The organism is Halopseudomonas sp. (genome assembly GCF_041579695.1).
Lineage (GTDB): Bacteria > Pseudomonadota > Gammaproteobacteria > Pseudomonadales > Pseudomonadaceae > Halopseudomonas.
The window spans coordinates 1-16,593 of the sequence record NZ_JBFGFI010000038.1 but is presented as its reverse complement, the minus strand read 5'-3'; the positions used below and the strand labels follow the sequence as shown (position 1 = coordinate 16,593).

Below are 16,593 nucleotides of genomic sequence, written 5' to 3'. Positions count from 1 at the left end.
GGCTCCAGGGTTCGGCGAGGGATAAATACATAATGTCACTTATTGACAGATTGTCAACGCCCTCCCAGAATACGAACCAAACCACCTTGCAACGGACAACCATGAGCCTTGACCAGCGCCGAGAGCGTGAAAAGCAGGACCGCCGCGACAGCATTCTGGACGCGGCAGAGCAGATATTTTTTGCCAAGGGGTTCGAGAAGAGCTCAATGGACGAAATCGCCCGTACGGCGCAGTTGAGCCGCGCACTGCTGTACGTATATTTCAAGGACAAGGCCGCGATCATGCGCGGGCTGATGCTGCGCGCGGGTGAATCGCTGCGCAATCGTTTCGCCGAGGCGATCGGACAATCAGCAATAGGCGCCGAACAGATAGGCAACATTGGACGCGCTTTTTATCGTTTCAGCACTGAAGCGCCAGACTATTTTGACGTACTCACCCAGGCCAACGCATTCGAACATCTGGCAGATGCTGATGAACAAAGCGCAGCTCTGCAGACCTGCGAAATCGAAGTAATGAACCTGATGGTGGGTGCATTGCAAAAGGGCGTCGCCGACGGCAGTCTCAGCAGCGAAAGAGTAGCGGACCCTTTATTGACCGCCCATTATCTGCGCGGAGCAATGCACGGTGTAATCATGCAATGCGGCAAATCGGCAGACACGGACCCCGCCCGCCCCGAACCGGAGGCGCTGGTCGACTACACTCTGAAGATGCTGATGCAATCCATGCGGCCCTGAAGCCAGACCGGAAGATTTGGGTTGCGTCTCGACCAGTGGCGTAGCGCCCCCCCCCTTTGCCTAGGTGAAACTCGGCCATTCCCGCGATGAAGTGCGCTTTTCCGGGAGGGTCGAGTTCCATCTCGACAGGCGATTGCAGGAAACTCCTTTGGCCGGGATAAACCCGACCGACCGACCGGTCGCTACTCGCTTTTGGCCGCCAGCAGTTGCTTGTCACGCTGCGGGCAGTTGAGGAACTCCGAGGTCGCCAGCCAGTGCTCGTCCGGGTAGTAGGAGAACATGAACTGACCGCCCTTGAGTTTATCCACCACCATTCCGGCTACTTCCGGACGCACTGCCGGGCAGCCCTGGCTGCGGCCGATCCGACCATAGCGATCAATCCAATTAGGATCAACATAGTCCGCCGCATGAATCACGATGGCGCGCTGGCGGGCCAGGTCGTTGATCCCGGGCTCGAGACCGTCCATGCGCAGCGAATAGCCGTGACGTCCGGTATAGCTTTCCGAGGTGCGGAACAGACCAATGCTCGACTGATGACTGCCCTCAATATTGGAAAAGGCGGCGGCGTAGTTGTCGCCCGAGCCCGACCCGTGGGCCACCAGATCCTGCAACAGCAAACGCTTTTGCTGGAGATCGAATATCCAAAGTCGTTGCTCGGATGACGGCAGCGAAAAATCAATTACCGCCAGACGCTCGGCAGGGTCGGCGCCACTGGCCAGCGCACATTCCATGGCCGAAACAGCTTTTTGCAGCACGATACCGTTCAAATCAGGTGCGACGCGTGCAAGCTGGGTGACAAGCGGCGCGGCCATCGGTTGCGGTGTGCCCACAGCCTGGACCGCTCCGGAGCTTACGAACAGGCAAAGGGCTGCCAGAACGCCGGCGCGGCGTAATGTGGTAAGCATCTGTAATCCCCCTCGACTCACGTTAAAAAGCGAGCCGTAAAAATTCAAAAAAATCAAAACAGTGGCACACGTTGCAAGTCTGCTAATGTGTCAACTGATACTAGTTGTGAGCAAGGTGTGCAAACACTTTTTCATGGCCTGTTTTTTGGTCACCTGAGGGAGGGTACCTTTTGCTCAAGATTTGTACAGTGCTGTTCGTCGCATCGATATGCACATCCGCGTTCGCCCAACCAACGAACCAGACCGAACTTGCCGAGATTTTCAGAGGTTCCGCGCCAGCCAGCCCGGACACAACAGCGGCCGAACCCGAGGCTGAGCGTGTGCAAACACCTGGTCTGGCCGAGACTTGCCCACAACTCGCGCAACTGCGGACGATCGACATCGAAACCGCCCTGTATGCCCTCTACAAGGCAAACGAATTCGCTCCACTATGGAACGAACAGCAGCGACTCGAGGCGCTGCGCAACGAACTTGCAGCCCTTGCCGATGATGGCCTTAGCCCCGCTGACTATTCGTTCAGCCAGCAGGTCTCGGAGTCGCCTGATATCTGCGCGGAATTGCGCACAAGCAGCGAATATCTGCTGGCTCTGGAACATCTGGGCAGCGGCAGACTTGACCAGCAGGCACATGAACCGATTTGGCGGCACGAAGACGCCACGCCGGCGCCTCCGCCGGTCGACGAATGGGCCCGCAAAGGCCTGCGCAATCTGAATGCCGCCTTCGAGCAGGCACGGCCTGATCTCGGGCTCTACCAGGATCTGCGCGCAGCCTACATCCAGTTGCGTGACGAGCCGCCGGAGTATCAGATCATCCCCCCTGGAGACCTGGTCAGGCCTGGGGAGGCTGACCCTCGGGTATCACTGTTGGCAGCGCGCCTGACAGGGGAGGATTACCTGAGCGAAGCACAACAGAAAGAGGAAACCAGCGCCGAAGAAACGGCACTATTGCTGAATCCTGAATCAGAACCAGAACCGGCCACCACCCTGAATCCGACTCTTGCTGATGCCCTCGAACGCTTCCAGGAAAATCACGGTTTGAAAGCCGACGGCGTGCTTGGCCCGAATACGTTGGCAGCGCTGAACATGCCTCTCGAGGAGCGGCTGCAAATTGCGCGCATCAATCTGGAGAGACTCCGCTGGATCAGCGCCCTGTTGTTGAACGACGCTCTGCTGGTCAACAATGCGCTGAATCAGCTTCGCCATTACCAGAACGACGAGATTGTCTGGCAGACAAAGATCATCACTGGCCGCGCGGCCCGCGAGACGCCCTTGCTGGTGTCGCAACTGGACCGTATTACGCTGAATCCCGACTGGACCGTGCCGCCCACGATCCGCAAAGAGGACATGTTCCCCGAAATCCGCAAGGATCTGGCTTACCTCAAGCGCAAGAATCTGGTGGTGATCGACTATCAGGGCAACCGCCTTGATCCGGAAACCATCAACTGGAATGACCCACCGGGTTTGATGATCCGGCAGCCGCCCGGTCCCGACAACCCTTTAGGCCAGGTCGTTTTCCGTTTTGCCAATCCGTTTGCGGTCTACCTTCACGACACGCCGGACAGGCACCTCTTCTCTCGCGCTCAGCGCAACATCAGCTCTGGCTGCGTAAGGGTGGAGGGTGCCGATGAACTTGCCGATATGCTTTTCAGCCGCATGGACACCGCCAAACAGAAGCGCGTCGAAAGCCTGCGCAGCAGCAACAATACTCACCAGGTAGCAGTCGCGGATGGACCTCAGATCATCTTGAGCTACTGGACTGCCGAAGCCGACGATCAAGGCAGGCTGATTCTGGCGCAGGATCCCTATCGCAAGGATCCGGCCTTGTTGAAAGCTTTTGCCGATATGCAGAGCGCACCTGACGCACTCTAGCTGTCGAGCCACTGCTGGAACTGATCCTCGGGAACCAGCTTACCTCCGGTACTCCAGAGCAGATGCGTGGCCATGCCCGGGTCAATCCGCTTTTCCCTGCACCACCGCTCTCCTGCCTCCGAGCCGGTGACCCAACCCGGGCCGGCAAAGCAGGCTGCTGCCGAGGGCTCGATCTTTTCACCGAGCGTCTCCCAGGCCGTTCTGAGGTAATAGGTCAGGGCCGCATCGCCGACGGTAAAGACCCCGGCCAGGCGGTCCTGCATGCAGGTGGTCGCAATCATCGACGCCTGAGCCACCGCCAGACCATCGGCAAAGGTCTTGTTGTCGAGCCCGAGATCATAGACAGAGACCTTCTCCTGACCACCCGCCGCCATCTGCACCAATACGCTCGGCGATGCCAGAGGTTCGGCAAACCAGCAGTGTACGGCGTCACCGAATACCTGCTTGAGACCGTAAGTGATCCCCCCCGGAGCGCCGCCTACCCCACAGGGTAGATACACCATCAGCGGCTGCTCGCCCGAGACCTCGACACCCAGTTCATCCAGCTGGAGAGCGAGCCGCCGGGCGGCGACCGCGTAGCCGCAGAACAGCGACAGCGACTGTTCATCATCAACAAAGTGCGCCCTGGGATCATCGCCGGCACTGGCGCGACCGGCAGTTACCGCAGCTGCATAATCACCCGCATGTTCGATCACCTCCACGCCCTTTTCACGCAGCAGACGCTTCTTCCACTCGCTGGCATCCCGGGACATATGCACCTGCGCCTGGAACCCCAGCGCGCGCGACATCAGACCGATGCTGATCGCCAGGTTACCGGTACTGCCGACCACCAGCCGGTGGTCGGCGAATAGCTCGCGCCAGCGGGGGGAAGCCAGATCGCTGAAATCGTCACCGCTCCAGCCGTGGACCAATGCCGTAACCTGGGCGAATTCCAGCACCTCATGCACCCCACCCCGGGCCTTCACCGAGCCGGCCAGAGGCAAGCGATTGTCCGCCTTGAACAGCCAACGCGATTGACCACCCAACACATCACGCAGGGGTGCGGCATCCAGCAATGGCGACTCGATCAAGCCGTCGGTACCGGCAAGCTCGGGTATCACCTGCGCCAGTAATGGACCTGCCTGTCTCAGTCGGTACTCAGCCTGATCCACCAGCTCGGGCGCGAAGGGATCGTCCAGCGTACGGTCACCCGGATTGAGCCACAGCAGGGGGAGCATAGATTGCAGATTGGAGACCAGATCAGTTGCCAGCATAGCTTGCCTTGTGTTGATGTGTTGCCCATGATGGACACAACGTCCACCCTCCCTGAAGGACCCTGCCCATGCCCACTATAGGCTGGATTTTCATAGCGTTAGCGGTAATGACCATTCTCGGCGCACTGTATAAAGTCTACATAACTGCTTACAAGATGCCCATCAGCAAGGAAAAAATGCGGCTGATCAAGGCCCGTCAGGCCGAGCTGGAAGAACAGGAAAGACAGGAAAAAAACCGCGAATAAGTCTAAAATATCCCGGACATTTACAGCCCGTTACAGGTAGTCCAAAGCATGGTCAATTCATTGCAAGCCCAGTTGCTCAAATCCGGGCTGGTCGACGAGAAGAAGCTCAAGCAGGCCCAGCGGGCCAAGAAGAAGTCAGCCAGAACCGAGCCGGAGAAGATTCACGACACGGCTGCAGCAGTGGAGAAGGCCCGTGCAGACAAAGCCGAGCGCGACCGTCAACTGAATCAGCAACGCAAGGAAGAGAGTGCACGCAAGGAAGGCGAGGCGCAGGCCCGCCAGCTGATTGAGCAGAACAAACTGGATCGTACCGGCGGCGAAACGCCCTATCAGTTCGCCAACAAGAACAAGATCAAGAAGATCTACGTAACCGAAGAACAGTTCGGCAAACTCAGCCGGGGCCAGCTCGGTGTCGTGCGCCTGTCGGGCACATTCGAACTGATACCGGTGGATATTGCCGGAAAAGTCAGCGAACGCGCGCCCCAGTGGCCGGTACATATTGCCAGGGTCGAAGCCCAGACCCCCGCTGAAGATGATCCCTACGCGGCTTTCCAGGTGCCCGACGACCTGATGTGGTAGTCACATCAGGTGCCAGCTGAGGAAGCTCACTCTTCGTGCTCTTCCTCGACCTGCTCCGGCTCGTCGACCTCGCTTTCATCGACCAAACTTTCATCATTGCGCATGCGCTTCTGCTTGTCCCGCTCATCCCTTTCGGCAGTCTCCGGACAGTCGAGCTTGACCATGAAGGTGCGCGACACATCGATCAGACCGATATGCTCGATGGTCCGACGGCCGATCAGGACCGGGTAGGTCATATCGCCACGGTCACGCAGCGAGAACTGCTCCTCGTAGATCTGCTTGCCAATGCAGATGCTCATCTTTACCACCGGACGACGGTCTTCGCCCCCGGCCCCGCGTACCAGTATGCGGCGGTAAACCGGCCGTTCGAACTCCAGATTCACCCGCTTACCAGTATCCGCGTCTCTCACCGGCACGTCATAGCGCACCCAGGATTTGCCCTTGCGCTCGAAAAAGTCGATGTTGACCGCGTGCATAGAGGACGTCAGTGCGCCGGAATCAACTTTGATCTTCACCGCAGTGTGCTCAGGCAGAATCCGCCCCTTCTCAATCCAGCCTACAACCACCTTCGAGTTCACTTTGGTGAACGTGGACTTGTAATGGTCATCGGATGATCCGCCACCGAGCACATGGCCAGAGAACGGAAGGCTGACGACCAGCAAAGCAGCAAAACAGGATTTTTTTAAAACTGACAGCATTGGGAATCCTTTGAAAAACGCAAAAAAAGGGGAGCAAGCAGATATGACGCTGTGGCAGATCTAGTGGCGAACGCGCGCGGAGGTATTCTAGCTGAACTGCACTGGATGCCAAGTGACAAGTGACAAGTGGCAAGTGCATGTATCGCAGCGCTATTATTCTTCGAAAATTAGCAGACCGTGGCGCGCGAGCAACTCTTGCATTGTGCCCTCCTCGTCCAGGCGCTTGAGCAAACTGGCCAGTTCACTCAATCGCGGCTCGCTGGATTCGCGCTTGATCAGAATATGCCGATAATACTGGTCTGGCTTGGCAGAAATCAGCAATTGTGATCGATACTCTGGCTGCCCGTCCAGGTAGCGCTGGAGAAAACCCTGGGGAATAACCGCCAGGTCCACCCGGTTACGTAACACCATCTGCATACTGCTTTCATGCGAGAAGGTAATGATCGCGTTATGCGTCTGACGCAAATAGTTTTTGTTTGAATTGTAACCGGCAAAAGCGTAGTGATAGCCGCTGAACAGGGCAATACGTTTGCCATGCAGACTGACGAAGTAGTCCTGCCCGCGCCCCGGCTGGGCCGCAGCAATGAACACTTCCCCGCCGACCCGCGGACCGGGCAGACTGACGATCAACTGGTTCTTCCAGCCCCAGTGAGGGCTTTCGAAAAACAGCATATCAAACCGTCCGTTGACGAAGTCATGGTATCGGCGAGTGGCTGAAGTGGGAAAAAACTCGAAATCGTACTGCTCCTGCGATGCGTTAAGCGCCGCGATGAGATCTATCGTCAGACCGGTCCAGCCCGACTCTGGCCCATACTCGACGAATGGCGGAAAAACGTAGCCGCCGACACTGACTGACTGGGGCTCGGCTGCTGACGCGCTCCCGGCAAACAGGACGGTTAGCAGCAAAGGTAGAAAGAGCGCACGGAAAGCTGGCCGCATATTATTGTTTTTCGCCTGCTGGCCAATGGCCGGTGCCGGGATTCTACCTTGTATTTGTTATGGCTACTCTGCCGCCGTTAACATTTTTAGTGTCAGATCGGCCAATTCGTCGAGTGTCAGGCTGCCATGCGGCTTGTACCAGGTTATCGTCCACGACAGCGCACCCGTCATTAACCGGCGCAGGATAAATGGTTGAACCCTGACCAGACCCGCATCCCACGCCTGCTGCAGAACCTCCAGCCAGAGCGACTCATATACCTCCCGCAGGCCCAGAATCAGTTGCTGACCTTCTTTCGAGAGCGAGCGCCATTCATACACCAGCACCGACATGGCTTCCCCGCTCACGCCGTTGATTGCCTGCAGCTCACAGCGAATCAGCGCGCGCAACCGCTGCCGCGGATCATCCAGTCCGTTCAGGGCAGCGCGCATCTGCGCCAGATTGTAATGAATAGTCTCTTCCATCACCGCACGCAGAATGTCGTCCTTGCTCTTGAAATGATGGAACAGGCTCCCCGATTGAATACCCACGCGGGCGGCCAGATCTCTCACCGTAGTGCGGTCAAAACCACGCGTACTGAACAGATGGGCCGCTGCCTGCAACAATTTGCCCCGCGGGGTGGCCGGGTCGGAGACCAGTCCTGAATCGATCAGCGCCCGGACTTCCGTGCCGGGCGCAAACTGCTGTAGTGACATACCGGTCCTTCCGCTTTGATGGAATGAAACAGGGCATTTACGCCAAACGTCAGCGTGGACATCAGAGCCTATCGCCCGGCGCTTTTCAAACCAAGCGCTTGCTTGGTATGGTGGCCAGATCGTACACGGAGAGGCATATGAATAAAACCATCCGTATTGGCTGCGCCAGCGCCTTCTGGGGCGACACCGGCACCGCCGCGGCCCAGCTCGTGAATAGTGTCGCGGGCGAAAGCAAGCTCGACTACCTGGTGTTCGACTATCTGGCCGAAATCACCATGTCGATCATGGCCGGCGCCCAGATGAAAAAACCCGATGCCGGATTCGCACCGGACTTCGTTGAGGTGCTCGTCCCGCTGCTGCCCGCGCTTGCCAACCAGGGTATCAAGGTGATCAGCAACGCTGGGGGCATCAATCCCCAGGCCTGCGCCACCGCGCTGCAAGCCGCCTGCCAACGCGCCGGCGTGCAGCTGAAGATTGCCGTCCTGCAGGGCGACGACCTGCGCCCACAGCTCCCGGCGCTGGCGAAAGGCGACATAACCGATATGTACAGCGGTATGCCGTTACCGCCCATGTGCGTTTCGGCCAACGCCTATCTGGGTGCGCCGGGCATTGTCGAAGCCCTGGCCCAGGGCGCCGATATCGTGATTACCGGGCGGATCGTCGATAGCGCGCTGGTCAGCGCACCCCTTGTGCACGAATTCGGCTGGGCCTGGGATGAATACGATCTGCTGGCCCAGGCCGCCCTCGCCGGCCATCTGATCGAGTGCGGCGCCCAGTGCACCGGCGGCAATTTTACCGACTGGCAGAAGGTTCCCGACTATGAACACATCGGCTTTCCGATCGCCGAGATAGATGCCGGCGGTACCATCGTCATCACCAAGACCGCAGGCACCGGCGGGCTGGTCACGCCGCAGACCGTGGGCGAGCAGATGCTCTATGAAATCGGCGATCCATACGCCTACCTGTTGCCGGACGTGATCTGCGACTTTTCGCAGGTGACCTTGCAGCAACAGTCCCCTGACCGGGTCACTGTGCGTGGGGCCCGCGGCCTGCCGCCCGGCGACCAGTACAAGGTCAGCGCGACCTGGCCCGACGGATTCAAGTGCACCGCCAGCTGCCTGATGGCCGGCATTGACGCAGTAGCCAAGGCAGAGCGGGTCAGCCAGGCCATTCTCGCCAGAACACAGGAGATATTCCGTCAGCGTGGCTGGGAAGACTACCGCGATACCTGCGTGGAACTGCTTGGTAGCGAGGCAACCTACGGCCCGCATGGCAAGCGTGCAGACACCCGCGAAGTAGTGATCAAGATTGCCGTGAGCCATCCCCGCAAGGAGGCGCTGGTGCTGTTCTCCCGCGAGATAGCGCAAGCCGCGACAGGCATGGCACCAGGGCTGACCGGCATCGTCGGCGGCCGACCGACGGTGTATCCAATGATCCGCCTGTTCTCTTTTCTGATTGATAAGAGCCGGTGCGAGCTTGCGGTAAACATGGACGACCGCTTGCTACCAGTGGCCCTGCCCGATTCAGGCACGCTTTCGCGACGAGGCCGTGGCTCCCACCCACAGGAGATCAGCCAGAAAGAGGCAGCAATGCCGGCGCCAATCGGCGAGCCGGATACTCAGGTACCGCTGATCCGCCTGGCGGTCGCCCGCTCCGGCGACAAGGGCAACCACAGCAATATCGGCGTAATGGCCCGCGACCCGGCATTTCTGTCCTGGATCGCCGCCAGCCTCAGCGAGGCGGCCGTAGCCGAGTGGATGGCGCATGTATTGGCTCCGGAGCAGGGAAAGGTGACCCGCTGGTACCTGCCCGGCAGTCACAGCCTGAATTTCCTGCTGGAAAACAGTCTCGGCGGCGGCGGCGTGGCCAGCCTGCGCATCGACCCCCAGGGCAAGGCTTTTGCCCAGCAGCTGCTGCAGATGCCGATCGCGATACCCTCTTCGCTTCTTGATAAAACGGATACGTATCAATGACCTACCAGAGCATCTTCAAAGCGGATCTGTTCACTGGCCAGACCATCGTTGTCACCGGCGGCGGTAGCGGGATCGGACGCTGCACAGCCCACGAGCTTGCGGCCCTGGGCGCTCGGGTAGTACTGGTCGGGCGCAAGATGGAGAAACTGCAGGAAACAGCTGCGGAGATCATCGCCGACGGTGGTCAGGCACTCTGGCAGGTATGTGACATCCGCGACGAGGACAAGGTGCGCGACACGGTCGCTGCGGTGATCAGCGAGTGCGGACCGATTCATGGGCTGGTCAACAACGCCGGTGGTCAATATCCATCCCCATTGGCAGCGATAAATCAGAAAGGCTTCGAAACCGTAGTACGCACCAATCTGGTTGGTGGCTTTCTGGTCGCCCGCGAGGTATTCACCCAGAGCATGAGCCGCACCGGTGGGCGCATCGTCAACATGCTCGCAGACATGTGGGGCGGCATGCCCGGCATGGGCCACTCCGGCGCGGCCCGTGCCGGCATGGACAACTTTACCAAGACCGCCGCGTTCGAGTGGGCGCATGCCGGCGTGACCGTGAATGCCGTCGCCCCCGGCTGGATAGCCTCCAGCGGCATGGATACCTATGACGGCGCAATGAAAGCCATCATCCCGAAGCTGAAGGACAGCGTGCCGCTGAAACGGCTGGGCAGTGAGGCCGAGGTATCGGCGGCGATCGTATTCCTGCTTTCTCCTGCTGCTGCTTTCATCAACGGTGCCAGTTTACGCATTGATGGCGGCGCCAGCCTGGGCAGCGGCGCTTGGCCATTGCCGCCGGCGAAAAACAACGCAGCATTTGAAGGTTTTCACCGCGCGGTAACGCCCGACATTCTCAAGGCGAAGGACTGACCATGGCCGTGATCGAATCCACGCTGAGCGCTAATGATGCCGACTTCAGAGCCAACCGCGAGGCAATGCTGGCGGCGATCGACAGTTTCCGGTCGGTGGAGAAAGGTGTACTGGACAAGGCGTCCGAAGCCAAGGGCAAATTTGAAAAGCGCGGCCAGTTGCTGCCCCGCGAACGTCTGGGTCTGCTGCTGGATGCCGGCGCACCTTTAATAGAACTCTGCCCGCTGGCCGGTTACAAGCTGCACGACGACAAGGACGGCAGCCTGGCTGGCGGCGGCCTGATTGCCGGGATCGGTTATGTCAGCGGCGTGCGCTGCCTGGTGATCGCCAACAACAGTGCGATCAAGGGTGGCACCATCTCTCCCAGCGGCCTGAAAAAATCCCTGCGCCTGCAGCAGATCGCCGCAGAAAACAAATTACCGGTAATCACCCTGGCCGAGAGCGGGGGCGCCAACCTGGCCTATGCTGCCGACATCTTCGTCGAAGGCGCGCGGACATTTGCCAACCAGGCTCGCCTCTCGGCCGCGGGTATTCCTCAGGTCACCGTAGTGCATGGCTCAAGCACCGCCGGCGGAGCCTATCAGCCAGGGCTTTCGGACTATGTAGTGGTGGTGCGCGGCAAGGCGAAGATGTTCCTCGCCGGCCCGCCCCTGCTCAAGGCTGCCACTGGCGAGATAGCCACCGAAGAAGAACTGGGCGGCGCCGAGATGCACGCGCAGACTGCCGGCACCGCAGAATACCTGGCTGAGGACGACGCCGATGGCGTGCGGCTGGCCCGCGAGATCATCAGCAGTCTGCCATGGAACGAGCGGCTCCCCGCTCGACGCGAAATGTCATGGGATGAACCCCTGTACCCGGTCGATGAGTTGCTTGGCGTCGTGCCGGCCGATCCGAAAACACCCTATGACGTACGCGAGATCATCGCCCGGATCGCCGACGGCTCGCGATTCCTCGACTACAAGAACGAATTCGACCAGCAAACCGTCTGCGGGCATCTGAGTATCTTTGGTCGGCGCTGCGGCCTGATCGGCAACAACGGGCCTATAACGCCCCAGGGAGCCACCAAGGCCGCACAATTCATCCAGGCCTGCGACCAGGCCAATATCCCCTTGCTGTTTATGCACAACACCACCGGCTTCATGGTCGGTACCGAGGCAGAGCAACAAGGGGTGATCAAGCACGGCTCGAAGATGATCCAGGCGGTAGCCAACGCCCGCGTGCCCAAGCTCACGCTGGTGGTCGGAGGCTCCTATGGCGCCGGCAACTATGCAATGTGTGGCCGCGGACTGGATCCGCGTTTCATCTTCGCCTGGCCCAACAGCCGCACTGCGGTGATGGGCGGCGCCCAGGCCGGCAAGGTCCTGCGCATCGTCACCGAAGACAAACATGCCCGTGACGGCAAGACTGCTGACCCGAAGATGCTCGACATGCTCGAAAAGGCCACCGCACAGAAGCTCGATAGCCAGTCCACCGCTCTCTATGGCACTGCCAGTCTCTGGGATGACGGCCTGATCGACCCGCGCGACACCCGTCGCCTGTTCGGTCTGCTACTGGATATCTGCGCCGAGGCCGAACTGCGGCCGCTCAATTCCAACACTTTTGGCGTAGCCCGCCTGTAACCGGAGAAACCCCCATGTTACTGACCCAGGAACACGAAGCGCTGCGCCGCACCATCCGTCAGTTCATTGACCGCGAAATCAACCCGCACGTGGATGAATGGGAAGAAGCCGGCCACTTTCCGATGCACGACATCTTCCGCAAGGCCGGCGACCTGGGTCTGCTGGGCATCTCCAAACCCGAAGCCTTTGGCGGCATGGGCCTGGATTACAGCTTTTCAGTGGTCGCCGCAGAGGAGTTCGGCACCATCAACTGCGGCGGGATTCCGATGGCCATCGGGGTACAGACCGACATGTGCACCCCTGCCCTGGCGCGCTTCGGCTCCGACGAACTGCGCGAGCAGTTCCTGCGCCCGGCGATCAGCGGCGAGATGGTCGGCTGCATAGGGGTATCGGAAGTCGGCGGCGGCTCGGATGTCGCCAGCATCAAGACCACCGCGCGCAAGGACGGCGACGACTACGTGATCAACGGCAGCAAGATGTGGATCACCAACTCACCCTCGGCCGATTTCATCTGCCTGCTGGCCAATACCTCCGAGGGCAAGCCGCATAGCAACAAGTCGTTGATCATGGTGCCGATGAACACCCCCGGCATCACCCTGAGCACGCATCTGGACAAGCTCGGCATGCGCAGCTCGGAGACCGCCCAGGTGTTCTTCGACGATGTGCGCGTGCCCCAACGCTATCTGCTCGGCCAGGAAGGCGCGGGCTTCATGATGCAGATGGTGCAGTTTCAGGAGGAGCGACTGTTCGGCGCCGCCAACATCCTCAAGGGCCTGGAATCCTGTGTGAACAACACCATTGAATACTGCCGCGAAAGGCAGACATTCGGCCAGCCGCTGATCAACAACCAGGTCATCCACTTTCGCCTGGCCGAGCTGCAGACCGAAATCGAATGCCTGCGCGCCCTGGTCTACAACGCTACCGAGCTATACGTATCAGGCAAGGACGTGACCAAGTTGGCCTCTATGGCCAAGCTCAAGGCCGGTCGCCTGGGCCGCGAGGTAACCGACGCCTGCCTGCAATACTGGGGCGGCATGGGTTACATGTGGGACAACCCGGTGGCGCGCGCCTATCGCGATGTGCGGCTGGTTTCGATTGGCGGTGGCGCCGACGAGATCATGCTCGGCATTATCTGCAAACTCATGGGCACCCTGCCCGGCAAGCGCAAGGACTGAGCGATGAAACTGCCAGACTCGACTACCCTGCTGCTGGAGCGTCAGGACAACGTGTTGCATATCATGCTGAACCGGCCGGAGAGCCGCAACGCGATGAACCTGGCGATGCTGGATGAGCTGCACGCGCTGCTCGCCGCAGCCGCCAAGGATCGGACCCTGCGCGCGATCGTGCTGCGTGGCGCGGGCGGCCATTTCTGCTCCGGCGGCGACATTAGAGACATGGCTGCCGCTCGCCGCGAGAACAAGGAAGGCCAGGCCCGGATCAATCGCAGCTTCGGCCGCCTGCTCGAAGACGCAGCGGCGCAGCCGCAGGTACTGATTACGGTCCTCGAAGGCGCGGTTCTGGGTGGCGGGTTGGGTCTGGCCTCCATCTCGGATATCGCCATCTGTCTGGAAAACTGCCGATTCGGCCTGCCCGAGACCAGCCTCGGCGTGATACCGGCGCAGATCGCACCCTTTGTGGTTCGCCGCATTGGCCTGACCCACGCCCGTCGCCTAGCCCTGACTGCGGCACGCTTCGACGGCGTCGAAGCACTGCGCCTGGGGCTGGTGCATTACTGCGAAGCCGACGGAGCGGCGCTGGAGCAGCAACTCGCCAGGAGCATCGCCGAGGTCCTGCGCTGCGCCCCGGGTGCCAATATGCATACCAAGGCACTACTGCTCGCAAGCAGTGAACAGCCCCTGAGCAGCTTGCTCGACCAGGCCGCCGAATCTTTCGCAGAGGCAGTCACCGGCAAGGAGGCCGCCGAGGGCACTCTGGCCTTCATACAGAAACGCAAGCCCGGCTGGGCACCTTAGCCAGCTATACCCGCCTGCTTTCACTTCATTCAAGGACCATCGCCATGGCCGGTTTCAAAACACTGCTGATCGCCAATCGTGGCGAGATCGCCTGCCGTATCATGCGCACAGCCGCCGCTCTGGGCTACCGCACAGTGGCTGTGTATTCGACGGCGGACGCCAACAGCCGGCACGTGCAACAGGCCGACCAGGCCGTGTGCATCGGTTCGGCCCCGGCAAGCCAATCCTACCTCGACATTACCGCCATCCTGGACGCCGCGCGTCGCAGCGGCGCCGACGCCATTCACCCCGGTTACGGTTTTTTGTCGGAGAACGCCGACTTTGCCGAAGCCTGCGACGCAGCAGGCATTATCTTTGTTGGCCCCTCCGCCGATGCGATTCGCCTGATGGGCAGCAAGCGTCTGTCCAAGCTGGCCATGCTCGAAGCCGGCGTGCCCTGCATCCCCGGATACCAGGACAGCGCCCAGGACGACGACACTCTGGTACAGCAAGCTGAAATGATCGGTTTTCCGTTGATGATCAAGGCCAGTGCCGGCGGTGGCGGGCGTGGCATGCGTCTGGTGCACCAGGCGGCCGAGCTGCCTGATCAGCTGCGCAGCGCCCGGTCCGAGGCGCAAAGCGCCTTTGGCAGCGCGGAGCTGATTCTGGAAAAAGCACTGATCCGGCCACGGCACGTCGAGATTCAGATATTCGGTGATAATCACGGCAACCTGGTGCATCTGGGCGAGCGCGATTGTTCGGTACAGCGTCGCCATCAGAAGGTCATCGAGGAGGCACCCTGCCCGGTAATGACACCCGAGCTGCGCGCCGCCATGGGTCAGGCCGCGGTAAAAGCCGCCGCCAGCGTCGATTACAGCGGTGCCGGCACGGTCGAATTCATGCTCGACGCTGATGGCAATTTCTACTTCCTGGAAATGAACACCCGGCTGCAGGTCGAGCATCCGGTCACCGAGATGGTCACCGGCCTGGATCTCGTCGCCTGGCAGCTTGATGTGGCCTGCGGACTGCCTTTACCCCTGCGCCAGGAACAGATCGGCATGCAGGGCCACGCGATCGAGGCGCGCCTTTACGCCGAGGACCCCACCCGGGATTTCATGCCCCAGACCGGGCGCATCGACCTCTGGCAGCCGGCGCACATCGAAGGCGTACGCATCGACCATGGTGTGTGCGAGGACCAACTGGTGACGCCCTACTATGATCCCATGCTGGCCAAGATCATCGCCCACGGCGCCACCCGCGAGCTGGCGCGCAGCCGCCTGGTCAAGGCGCTGGAGCAGTCAGTGCTGCTTGGCGTGAATGCCAACCAGCGGTTTCTGCTCAACCTACTGGAACATCCTGCATTTGCCGCGGGCAATACCAGCACCGCCTTCATCGCCGAGGAGTTCGCCACAGACCCCAGCCTGGGTCCACAACCGTTGGCCGCAGAGGATCTGGTCGTAGCCGCTGCGCTGCTCTACCAGGCTTCGGCCCAACGCTGCAGCCATCTTTCGCAGCTGCACGGCTGGAGCAACACCGCCGCCATTTCCAGCCGCTATTTGCTGGCCCATGAGAGCGACATGCACCGCGTTGAAGTCACAGCCCTGCGCGGCGAAGAAACCGGTAGCTTGCGAGTGGATACCGCTGGGGCAAGTCTGCGCATACGACTACTCGGGCAGCACGGGCCGCAGGTCACTCTGGAGCTCGACGGCATCCGCCAACAGCGCACCTGTCTGGTCGACGGCGCACGCATCGCGCTCTATGGCCAACGGGGCAATCTGCAACTGGAAGACATATCCAACCAGCCACCGGCTGCAGCCGAAGCCGGCAGCTCCCATCAGGTACTCGCGCCCATGGACGGGGCTGTGACAGAGATCACCGCAGCAGTGGGCAGCACCGTAAGCAAGGGGCAGGTATTGCTGCGCATGGAGGCGATGAAAATGGAGCATTCGCTCAGAGCCCCGATGGACGGGACAATAAGCCAGCTGCTGGCTAGCGAAGGCCAGCAGGTCAAAGGCCGGCAGCTGCTGATCGAGTTGAGCTGAACCGGCCAGCGGCTGCGGTCCGACGTTTCAGCAATACGTGCTGATACGCTTTGCCTATTTGCCTGTCCCAGCACTTGAAACGCGAACCAAATAACGTCAAATTGACATCATTACCGCCAACAAATTAACGCTCAGGTTTTTTGTTCGACGGTCGATATAACAACAAGATATGTCCAGCCAGCCCAGATTGCTTGATCACTCTGTGTGGCCACGGTTCCGGGGAGAGG

At 60.3% G+C, this 16,593-nt stretch carries 15 protein-coding genes; 10 read left to right on the top strand and 5 right to left on the bottom strand.

Annotated elements, in window-relative coordinates; all coding sequences use genetic code 11:
- Positions 1-101 precede the first annotated feature (101 nt).
- Positions 102-734, top strand: a complete 633-nt coding sequence (locus ABYA88_RS09395) for a TetR/AcrR family transcriptional regulator (RefSeq protein ID WP_373186872.1) — start codon at positions 102-104, stop codon at positions 732-734.
- Between the two features lie 182 nt (positions 735-916).
- Here ABYA88_RS09395 and ABYA88_RS09390 read toward each other — a convergent pair whose 3' ends face one another.
- Positions 917-1,639, bottom strand: a complete 723-nt coding sequence (locus tag ABYA88_RS09390) for a murein L,D-transpeptidase catalytic domain family protein (RefSeq protein WP_373186871.1) — start codon at positions 1,637-1,639, stop codon at positions 917-919.
- A gap of 320 nt (positions 1,640-1,959) precedes the next feature.
- Here ABYA88_RS09390 and ABYA88_RS09385 point away from each other — a divergent pair, with 320 nt between their 5' ends.
- Complete coding sequence (locus ABYA88_RS09385) at positions 1,960-3,507, top strand: murein L,D-transpeptidase (RefSeq protein WP_373186870.1); 1,548 nt, start codon at positions 1,960-1,962, stop codon at positions 3,505-3,507.
- Here the strand turns inward: ABYA88_RS09385 and ABYA88_RS09380 are convergent.
- A complete protein-coding gene (locus ABYA88_RS09380; protein WP_373186884.1) occupies positions 3,504-4,778 on the bottom strand; it encodes a D-serine ammonia-lyase in 1,275 nt (424 codons plus the stop codon). The two genes, ABYA88_RS09385 and ABYA88_RS09380, sit on opposite strands and share 4 nt — an antisense overlap.
- A 50-nt stretch (positions 4,779-4,828) precedes the next feature.
- Here ABYA88_RS09380 and ABYA88_RS09375 point away from each other — a divergent pair, with 50 nt between their 5' ends.
- The gene (locus ABYA88_RS09375; protein WP_373186869.1) at positions 4,829-5,005 is read left to right on the top strand and encodes a DUF2897 family protein; all 177 of its coding nucleotides are present in this window, start codon (positions 4,829-4,831) and stop codon (positions 5,003-5,005) included.
- A gap of 48 nt (positions 5,006-5,053) precedes the next feature.
- The gene (locus ABYA88_RS09370; RefSeq protein WP_373186868.1) at positions 5,054-5,584 is read left to right on the top strand and encodes a DUF2058 domain-containing protein; all 531 of its coding nucleotides are present in this window, start codon (positions 5,054-5,056) and stop codon (positions 5,582-5,584) included.
- A 26-nt stretch (positions 5,585-5,610) separates the two neighbouring features.
- On the opposite strand, the gene ABYA88_RS09365 is transcribed toward ABYA88_RS09370, so the two are convergent.
- The 3 genes from ABYA88_RS09365 to ABYA88_RS09355 all read right to left on the bottom strand — a co-directional run bounded on the left by ABYA88_RS09365 (position 5,611) and on the right by ABYA88_RS09355 (position 7,914).
- Positions 5,611-6,282, bottom strand: a complete 672-nt coding sequence (locus ABYA88_RS09365; protein ID WP_373186866.1) for an ATP-dependent zinc protease — start codon at positions 6,280-6,282, stop codon at positions 5,611-5,613.
- 153 nt (positions 6,283-6,435) lie between these two features.
- Positions 6,436-7,221, bottom strand: a complete 786-nt coding sequence (locus tag ABYA88_RS09360; protein ID WP_373186865.1) for a substrate-binding periplasmic protein — start codon at positions 7,219-7,221, stop codon at positions 6,436-6,438.
- A 63-nt stretch (positions 7,222-7,284) separates the two neighbouring features.
- A complete protein-coding gene (locus tag ABYA88_RS09355) occupies positions 7,285-7,914 on the bottom strand; it encodes a TetR/AcrR family transcriptional regulator (protein WP_373186863.1) in 630 nt (209 codons plus the stop codon).
- Between the two features lie 137 nt (positions 7,915-8,051).
- Between ABYA88_RS09355 and ABYA88_RS09350 the strand changes: the two genes are divergently transcribed.
- Genes ABYA88_RS09350 through ABYA88_RS09325 form a run of 6 tightly spaced genes read left to right on the top strand, consistent with a single transcriptional unit; the run spans position 8,052 to position 16,366 of the window.
- On the top strand, positions 8,052-9,887 hold the full coding sequence (locus tag ABYA88_RS09350) for an acyclic terpene utilization AtuA family protein (RefSeq protein ID WP_373186862.1): 1,836 nt from the start codon (positions 8,052-8,054) through the stop codon (positions 9,885-9,887).
- Positions 9,884-10,753 (top strand): SDR family oxidoreductase, encoded by an 870-nt coding sequence (locus ABYA88_RS09345; RefSeq protein WP_373186861.1) that lies wholly within the window; start codon positions 9,884-9,886, stop codon positions 10,751-10,753. Before ABYA88_RS09350 ends, ABYA88_RS09345 begins: the two co-directional genes overlap by 4 nt.
- Before the next feature lie 2 nt (positions 10,754-10,755).
- Positions 10,756-12,372: a geranyl-CoA carboxylase subunit beta gene (gene atuC / locus ABYA88_RS09340; protein ID WP_373186860.1), complete on the top strand. Its 1,617-nt coding sequence runs from the start codon at positions 10,756-10,758 to the stop codon at positions 12,370-12,372.
- Between the two features lie 14 nt (positions 12,373-12,386).
- Positions 12,387-13,547 carry a citronellyl-CoA dehydrogenase gene (gene atuD, locus ABYA88_RS09335; RefSeq protein WP_373186859.1) on the top strand — a complete coding sequence of 387 codons (1,161 nt, stop codon included), beginning with the start codon at positions 12,387-12,389 and terminating at the stop codon, positions 13,545-13,547.
- Positions 13,548-13,550: 3 nt separating this feature from the next.
- Positions 13,551-14,345, top strand: coding sequence for an enoyl-CoA hydratase/isomerase family protein (locus ABYA88_RS09330; RefSeq protein WP_373186858.1), 795 nt, complete (start codon positions 13,551-13,553; stop codon positions 14,343-14,345).
- Between the two features lie 44 nt (positions 14,346-14,389).
- Positions 14,390-16,366, top strand: a complete 1,977-nt coding sequence (locus ABYA88_RS09325) for an acetyl-CoA carboxylase biotin carboxylase subunit (protein ID WP_373186857.1) — start codon at positions 14,390-14,392, stop codon at positions 16,364-16,366.
- Positions 16,367-16,593: the final 227 nt, after the last annotated feature.